Raw genomic sequence first — 8437 nt, forward strand, 5'->3', positions numbered from 1 at the left:
CCGGTGATCACGTTCCAGCCGCCCTGGGCCTTGTAGGCTGAGGTGCCGATGTCCACCACGTTGGGGCCGGCGTCGATGCTGCCGGCTTTCACGTTGAGCGTGTCGGCTGCCGTGATGGCGCCGCTGTTGCGCAGCTGGCCTGCGATGTCCAGGCTCACCTTGTCGCCGGCGATGGTGCCGCCGGTCGGCTTGGTCAGCGCCTGTGCGTAGCCCTCGGGCAGGTACACCTGCGGCACCAGCGCGTTCACGGTGGGGCATGCCGTGCTGGCGACGGTGTTGCAGTTCGGGTCGGGTACGGCTTGCTGCACGTACCAGAGCAGGGGCTTGTCGAGCTCGTTGACCTGCGTCTGGGTCAGCGCCGTGCCCAGCGCGATGTTGTGCGCTTTGGCGTAGTCCGCCGCGTTCTTGTAGAGGCTGAGCTTTTCCTGGTCGGTGACCGAGAGCTGGTTCTGGCTGTCCCAGGCCAGGCCACTCACGAAGCTGGCTTGGCCGGTTTGTTGCAGCGCGGCTTGCTGGAGCCGTTGTCCTTCGGTGTAGGGGTCGTAGTAGAAGCTGACCTTGCCCGGGCGCAGGTCGGCGGGCAGCTGCGCGAGCAGGCTGTCGGGCGTGACGCCGGCCAGTACGGCGGTGGCCGCCAGACCATCGCCACACCAGACGGTGTCAGTATTGGTGTCATCACCATGTATTCACCGACAGCATTGTTGATCGTCGCATCGAACGGATTGGCGCCAACGATTCCATCTGCGCCGGCTCCACCCAGGCATCGAAAGTGCCGCCACCATCGCGGTGTCATTCGGGTTGGTGTAGCTAGTGACCGTAATCCGCATGCCATCCGCGTTGTAATGCACGCACGTGGTGGCTCCAGCCGGGCCATATAGACCATCGCCGATCCGCGTGCTAGCGCCCGCACGAGGGCTCCATTGAGGAATCTCTGGGGAGATTCATGCTGCCGTCTGGACCGGTTCGCTACGGCATCAACCTGATCGAGATGTTCGTCCCGTCGGGCGCTTCCTTAATCTGCCTGGCAATATCCCCCCGGAACCGCATCGACTCCATGGAATCCACGGCAAATAGGTTGTCGATCTCAAACTCACCTCCGAGCACGAATGGAACCTTCGGACTCAAGCGTTGTTTCACGCCGATAGCACCGAATCGTGATTGCCAGGCTTCGGCAAGTGGCCAGCCCGTCAATTCATGGCCGCAACGGCCGCCGACTCTCACAACCACCCGCCAAGCCCTAGTAAAAGTACTCGTACTGCGCTAGACACGATCGATATCGCGCTGTGACGCGCCCAAAGGGCACCTGGCCGTGGCATCGGAACCAAGCGTCATTCACATTCTCTTCAAACGCCGGACAGATTTAGCACGTTGCCACAACTACATGCGAGTTTCGGAATTCGTAGCCCCGCACAGGAAAACGTGCACCCTCAAGACTGATAGTCCTCAAATTCCCAGGCAAACACTCTCGCCAGCTTTGTTGCGATAGCATTCCAATCATCTCCATCGGCTTGAGCCACGTTGTTCCTTAATGGCCGACAGGTTGTACTCTCGGACGATCATTAGATGGCGACCCCAGCGAGGCTCCAAGACAACCTGCTTCAGCCACTCCGGCGTACAAACGCAAACCTCAGAATCGTCGGCCTCAGGACTATCTGCGAGTCCAATCCGAAGCCGGAGATTGAGGTGAAAACATGTAGGATCCGCCGGATAGAATGTTTCATGATCGCACTCATCGCAGGACATTTCTTTTAAATTCACATGCACCATTTTTCCTCCCCGTTGATCATGTTCAGGTGGCAACGACCTGATTGTTGAGGCGAAGATCGGGTTGAATCGCGGCACCGAACATGGAGACCGAGCGCAAGAAGTACGTGAGTGTCCTCCGGCCGAGCAAGGTGTTGGTAGTAGGCTCGGGAGCCTCTTCTCATTTCGCTCCTTGCGGAACTGAGTCTCAAACAACCTCGTAGGTTTCATCTTCCCTGAACAGCACAAGCCTCGAAATACTGGAGATAGAAGCAAGGCGACTTCGGGTCGTGGCTCTGTCCAGTTTCCCAGATATCTCGACCGCATCCAAATAGGCAGCTGGTCCTCCGACCCACATGGGCACTATCAGTTCGAGTCGTTTCTCGAGTCCGGGGCAGAAAATCTCGATGCACTCGCTCGACAACGAATTTTCGCTGTTTACCGCGAGGTAACACTCCTCACCTCTCAGTACGAGCGTCGCTCTCATTGCCAAATTTTTCCCAAACAATGGTTCGAGTGTTTCGGCATTTCCATCAAATTCAATAAAGTCACTCACGGCTCTACCTCTTTGTAAAGATTGCCGATAGACATTTACTTTCCATCCTCAACCATTCGCGGTGGCGGCTCACTATTTCCCGGATATTGGGCTCTGTGTAGTAATCCTATCCTAAAAAACAGGACAATCCCTCCATTTCACGTACACAGGAAATTCTTCACCTTTCATAAAGGCAACAAAAATTTCAGTCACTTGATCGAACATGAACCATTCATCGGATCGCATTTTAATATTCCCCGCGCGAAATGAAAGCACGGTGCCATCTGGATAAACAGGGCTTGGCTTGTCATGAAATGCACGTTGGCGCTTGTTATAAATTGCGTCATACCTCTCCACCATGCATGTCACACCGCCACCCGCTACCTGTATGTAGTTGCCGTTGGCATATGTAAGTGACGCATAGGAAGAGGGGCCATAGCTCCTCAACGATTTGATCGACCTCCTAATCTGTGCTTCTCTGGGGTCGTGGGTCTCTGGTTTCCCTTCAATTTGCAATCTCATATCACTGCACCTATTACGGAACGTATACCGTCGTCGTACTATCTATTTTTTTCCCGGTGAACCGTCCTGCGCCGCTAGCACCGAATTGGTTCACGAATCGATCTGAGAATGAGCGGTTGGTCACGCTGCTGGTGGCGTTCAGGGTGATATCGCCCTGCGCGGCCAGCGTTGCGTTCAGGTTCTGGATGTTGGCCGCGCTGATCGTCAGCGTCTGGCCAGCGGCCACCGTGCTGGGCGTCTGCTGCCAGGCAAGGCAATCCACGCGGGAATTGCTGCCGCCCGGGCAGTCCGGCGCGCCCGCCACGCAGCCGGGTGTTGTGGTGATCTTGCTGCCGTAGACGCCCTTGTTGGTGAACGTGCCCGGCGTCTTGATGGTGACCTTGCCCGCTGCGGCCAGGTCGCCGGCATTGGTCAGGTCGCCGGTGCCGGTGAGAGTCAGGTTGCCGCCGGCGGTGATCTGGCCGGCTTTGCCGAGCGGGTAGCTGGTAGTTACCTGGCTGGGCGCGGCCGCAGCCGCGCCAGTGGCAGGGTGGCGTATCGGGCCGCCAGACCACAACTATTGCCTGGACACTGCCTTTCGGGGAATGTCGACCTGTCCGAAGGAGCGATATTCCATCACCCCGCCGCGGACAACGATCAATGCACCAACCAGCGCGGCGGAATCTGCAGGTATGCAGGCCGCATCGAGCACGAGGCGCGCTGCGATGGCCGCACCCGGGCGCAGCGTAAGTAGCTGCGTCGGGAGATCCGTGCCGGCGGTAATCGGCAGATCTGCAGAGCTGAGATCTCTGCAGAGCCCGGTGTGCAGGTCCTTGCCTGATAGTGCAATCTCTAATACATCGGTGCCAGGGTTGGATATGGACACACGGAGATAGCCGGGATCGTCGTCATCAACGGCCTCCAATGCGCCGACCGAAATTTTGACGGGCGTCTGCAACGCTTCAGATGGCCAGTGGCTCACAACATCGCCAGCAAGCGCTTGCGTTAATGCATCGATTTGTCGGCGCATACCCGCTTGCCACTCCGGCATCGCAGGCGTCCCACAGCCATTCGTCATGTTCAGCAGCGTCTGAATGTCTTTGCCGAGGATAGATTGCCACGCGGAACTCTCAATCAGCTCCTCCGCATATCGTCGGGCGGAGAACCTATGGGACGGGGCAACCGCCTGATCAATGCGATCGAGTCGCCAACGCTCATCGCCCCCCCCCGGACATTCGCTTTGGAGCCTTTGCAGGATAGTCCAGCTTCGCACAACCGCCATCGCGCCGTCAGGCTGGCCGGATGCCGCATTGGCACGCGGGATTCCTTGCGTGCCACCAAACATTGCGGCTACCACCAACAGATTGGCAAGGCGCTTGAATTGCCCCGTCGTCGAAGGCAGGAAATGATCCGTCCAGTACATAAATGCACAATCTCCAGTCGCAATTTGATCTGCCGGCCGATTGGCGAGCCAACTGCGGGAGGGCCGGAATGGCTGCCCGGCCCCCGCCATGGCTACCCGTGTCGTACCGACATGACACCGTTCAGCCTGGCTAGCAGACTCACTTTGCCGACGCCTTCACCACGTCCCCGGTATAGCTCAAGGACGACAGCTCCTCCTTGGCTTTGTCGGGCGTTTCCAGCTCCAGCACCACGCGGCCCACCATCAGGCCCATTGACGGCGAACTGCGCACATACTTCGTTTCCCCACCATCCAGGGCGAAGCTGAGCGTCTTCTCCGTTTCCGTCGCCGCCGAGGCCACATATTTGCCAGCAGGCCGGTCCACGAAGAAGAAGCCGCCCGGCTTGGATTCCCCCACAACCTGGTTGTTGAGGCGAAGGTCCGGTTGGATCGCGGCGCCGAACATGGAGGCCGAGCGCAGGAAGTAGATACGCCCCTCGCCCGGCTTGATCGTCGGGATCGAGGCCGCCATATCAGAATGCTTCACACCCGATGCGCAACCCGCCATCAGCAACGACATCGCCATCCCACCCATTGCCATACGTACAACTCGTTTCATTCGGTTTCTCCAAAGGTCAGAGGTACTACGGTTGAAAGCGGGGAGTAGTTCTGCTCCCCCGGCAAATAGAAGCCCACCAGTTTTTTGTCTTTGAGGACAAGGTAGGCTTCGTGGACCTGACGGCCCTCGATCGTGAAGATCGTTCCGACCGGCCGGTAGACGGCCCCTTGCGGCACGCGTCCCACCGGTTTCCAGACGGATTTGGCGGCCAATGTTCGTGAGTACCCCGTATCGAGCTGGATCACTGCTGGTGCCTGGATCGTGATGGATCGCGCCGTGGTCCCATCCTGTGCAAGTTCGACGGAAGATGGTGTTGTTGCGATCATCGGGGCACAGCCTGACAGGGCGATGCCGCTGGCAAGTAACACCCAGAGGTAGCGAAAACGCATCGGAGCTAAGACGTCCATAGAAGGCATGTGTTTAGATCTAGTTTTTGAAAGCCATCAGCCATCATGGGAGCATTGAATTCCGCCACCCCCAACCATCAGTCTCATAGCGGGCTTATCGTGTGTCGCGTACCAAGCGAAAAAACTCGCGCCATCCATATCGAGTTATGACGTACAGATGGAGCAAAGTTAATCCAGACAGAAGGAATGTTTCACCGCCAACCAAATAACTTAGATGAATCGAGTTCCAACCCTCACGGAGAACTCGATAGATAGATATGGCGAGCCAGAGGATTGCATACATCACCATCATCCCGACTATTCGCTGCATATAAGGAGTGGCATCCACATCACCCACCTTATATAGTTCAGTCAATATTCGGATCAATTTCTTTGGCATCATTCCCTTGTTTTCTTTGGTACCTCCGGTAAACGCACCGCGCCACTAGTGGCAGGCAACAGGCTCGCACCGATGTCACGGAACGTACTCGGAACGATGCTTTGGATTGGACTCGCTACCAAGCGACCGCCTGTTGGTGTCACCCACTGCACACGCATTCAGCGCACCAACCACGCCCTTTTCCTGCTTGGCGCTTAGATAGTTGTTTCAGCCAACGCAACTCACGACTTCATCACGTCCGAAACTACGGACCCGCCCTCTACTCCCTCAGGTACGTGTCAAACGCGTTTTTGCCCGTCTCCAAATGCAGCCTGTCACATACAGGACATCGGTAGACGGTGATACTTACTTCATCAATCATGTCGTAAAACACCTCCCCACTTAGTCCTGCTCCGCTATCGAGCCTGTCTGCTATCTCACCCACGCGCGCCATTGGCACCAGCCGCAATTCACATTCCGGCCAGACGTCTGATAAATTCAACACGGTTCCACACGTGCAAGAAAATTTCGGCATTCTTATCCTCCTGAGGCCGGTCGGCTAAATCGAACTATCGTTCCATTTGACTGCTGAAAAAACAACGTGTGGATGGACTGCGCATTCGGCTTTCCCCAAGTACGAGCGGCAATCGAAGCCATCTCTGCGTGCGAAATATCTGCTTGCACAAGAACACCAGATGCTTGATCTGCCTTTCCTTCGATGGCTCTGGTAATTGCATTCACGGACGTGCCGCTTTTCGGGGTGTAGACGTCAACTTGCCCGATACCTCCAACTGACAAATCAGCCGTTCGAACATTAAATATGCCCTGAGAAGACGCAGTTGCTTGATGCGCGACATCATATCCTAAGCTTGATAAGCCTTGACCTGCGCGAAGCTCGTTGACATCAGGAACGGCGCCGGTTTCAATTCTCACCTTACCGCCATTTTCGGCGCCGCCACCGTTTGCGCTCGATCCGCGGTTGCCTCCTGAGTCATTGTTGCCGCTCGACAGAATTGCATTGCCCGGCGCTCCCGGTGAAACAAGCGGAGGCGTCATTACGCATGGACCGCCCGGAGTGCAGGCGGCTAGCGGCGGCGTAACCACCGCACCGCCCGTGGCAGGTGGATTACCGCCGTTTGTGACATCTACCAGCGGATTCGCCTCGGTCGGCGGCGTCTGCCCCGGTAGCATGCCGAGGAACTCCTTGCCCCAACGCGCCAAATCCCCAAGAGGATCTTGGTAGGTCTCCTTGACCCACTTTACAACCTTGTCGGACGTCGAGTTGTTCAGCGCCTCGTTCTGCGCTGCCAGCGCGGCGGCTGTAGCATTGGTCCCCAGCAATGCGCCGGCAGAGCCACCAATTAACGTGGCCAGCGCTACGGTCGCCGCGTTGTAACCGGTGTTCTCATACTTGASGGTCCGYRTGCCGTCACCGTYGTCAATGACAGTCTGGCTACCTGCATAGAGGCCATCCCGAATCAGCGGCGCCGCTATCGCGCTCGCTGCCCCGCCAACCGCACCACCCGCGCAATCCCCACCCGTCAGGCTCTGCGCAGCGCACCCAAGGAGCGCGTGACCAGCCGCATTAGCCAGGATCGTGCTGGTGTCCGCGCCGACCGTGCCGATGCCCGGCAGCGTCACGCCAATGGCGTTGGCCCCAACCGCCGCCGCATCCCGCACCAGCCCGCTCGCAAGGGCTTGGCCGAAGCTGCCGCCGTAGGCCACCGTATTGACCCCGGCGCTGATGGCAGAGCGCACCACGCTCGCAGTGACGTAGCCGCCGAGGTTGGACTGAACAGCATCCCAGGTGCCCTTGGCAAGGCTCTCGCCAATATTCTTGATGCCCACATCACCCAGGTCCAACCCACCCAGCGCGCCCTGCGTGAGGCCTGCGGTCACCCCCGAGACAACGCCGGCCTTGAGCGCCGCGCCCATGTTCAGCGAGCCTGTGGTAATCAACTGGCTCGCCATACTCGACAGCGTGCCGGCAATCAGCCCCGACACCGCCAGCGACATCGCCGCCCCAATGCCCGCAGCCGCGAATGCCGCGCCGGCGGCGGCCGTGGCGCCCATGACGGCGGAATATGCCGCCCCCACGATTGCCGCCCCAGCCCCGGCCGTCACGATCGAAATCGCCACCGCCGCCACCATCGCCACCACCATGCCGATGGGGCCGAACCCGCCCTTCTTCTCCTGAATAAACYGCGTATGAATATCGTCAGCGACCGTGCCTTCGGTGTAGTTCAACCCCAGGTTGGCCTTCAGCTGATTCACCAGCGCCACGGTTGCGGCCTCGTCGACCGTGCCGTCGGCGTTGCGGATCAGGAACGCGTTGTTGACCGCGTGGATGCTGCGGGCTGCACCACCGTGCCGGTGATCACGTTCCAGCCGCCCTGGGCCTTGTAGGCTGAGGTGCCGATGTCCACCACGTTGGGGCCGGCGTCGATGCTGCCGGCTTTCACGTTGAGCGTGTCGGCTGCCGTGATGGCGCCGCTGTTGCGCAGTTGGCCGGCGATGTCCAGGCTCACCTTGTCGCCGGCGATGGTGCCGCCGGTCGGCTTGGTGAGCGCCTGTGCGTAGCCCTCGGGCAGGTACACCTGCGGCACCAGCGCGTTCACCGTGGGGCACGCGGTGCTGGCGACCGTGTTGCAGTTCGGGTCGGGTACGGCTTGCTGCACGTACCAGAGCAGGGGCTTGTCGAGCTCGTTGACCTGCGTCTGCGTCAGCGCCGTGCCCAGCGCGATGTTGTGCGCCTTGGCGTAGTCCGCCGCGTTCTTGTAGAGGCTCAGCTTTTCCTGGTCGGTGACCGAGAGCTGGTTCTGGCTGTCCCAGGCCAGGCCACTCACGAAGCTGGCTTGGCCGGTCTGTTGCA

The 8437-nt window shown here is 58.9% G+C and carries 7 protein-coding genes and 3 pseudogenes; all 10 read right to left on the reverse strand.

The window, feature by feature from the left end:
• Nucleotides 1-503, reverse strand: a pseudogene (locus AC1DQR_RS39760) (hypothetical protein); the annotation flags it as partial.
• Between the two features lie 924 nt (nucleotides 504-1427).
• Nucleotides 1428-1767 (reverse strand): annotated as a pseudogene (locus AC1DQR_RS39765) (immunity 8 family protein).
• A gap of 184 nt (nucleotides 1768-1951) precedes the next feature.
• Nucleotides 1952-2299, reverse strand: coding sequence for a hypothetical protein (locus AC1DQR_RS39770; protein ID WP_477135079.1), 348 nt, complete (start codon nucleotides 2297-2299; stop codon nucleotides 1952-1954).
• A gap of 111 nt (nucleotides 2300-2410) precedes the next feature.
• Entirely contained in the window at nucleotides 2411-2800 is a 390-nt protein-coding gene (locus tag AC1DQR_RS39775; RefSeq protein ID WP_477135080.1) for a hypothetical protein, read from the reverse strand.
• 13 nt (nucleotides 2801-2813) lie between these two features.
• Nucleotides 2814-3356: a hypothetical protein gene (locus AC1DQR_RS39780; RefSeq protein ID WP_477135081.1), complete on the reverse strand. Its 543-nt coding sequence runs from the start codon at nucleotides 3354-3356 to the stop codon at nucleotides 2814-2816.
• A complete protein-coding gene (locus AC1DQR_RS39785) occupies nucleotides 3357-4202 on the reverse strand; it encodes a hypothetical protein (protein WP_477135082.1) in 846 nt (281 codons plus the stop codon).
• Nucleotides 4203-4341: 139 nt separating this feature from the next.
• Nucleotides 4342-4800 carry a DUF2846 domain-containing protein gene (locus tag AC1DQR_RS39790; RefSeq protein ID WP_183035798.1) on the reverse strand — a complete coding sequence of 153 codons (459 nt, stop codon included), beginning with the start codon at nucleotides 4798-4800 and terminating at the stop codon, nucleotides 4342-4344.
• The gene (locus AC1DQR_RS39795; RefSeq protein WP_477135084.1) at nucleotides 4797-5207 is read right to left on the reverse strand and encodes a hypothetical protein; all 411 of its coding nucleotides are present in this window, start codon (nucleotides 5205-5207) and stop codon (nucleotides 4797-4799) included. Before AC1DQR_RS39795 ends, AC1DQR_RS39790 begins: the two co-directional genes overlap by 4 nt.
• An 895-nt stretch (nucleotides 5208-6102) precedes the next feature.
• Nucleotides 6103-7848, reverse strand: coding sequence for a DUF637 domain-containing protein (locus tag AC1DQR_RS39800; RefSeq protein WP_477135083.1), 1746 nt, complete (start codon nucleotides 7846-7848; stop codon nucleotides 6103-6105).
• Between the two features lie 38 nt (nucleotides 7849-7886).
• A pseudogene (locus tag AC1DQR_RS39805) lies at nucleotides 7887-8437 on the reverse strand (hypothetical protein); the annotation flags it as partial.

Source organism: Cupriavidus sp. 05L411 (assembly GCF_056398045.1).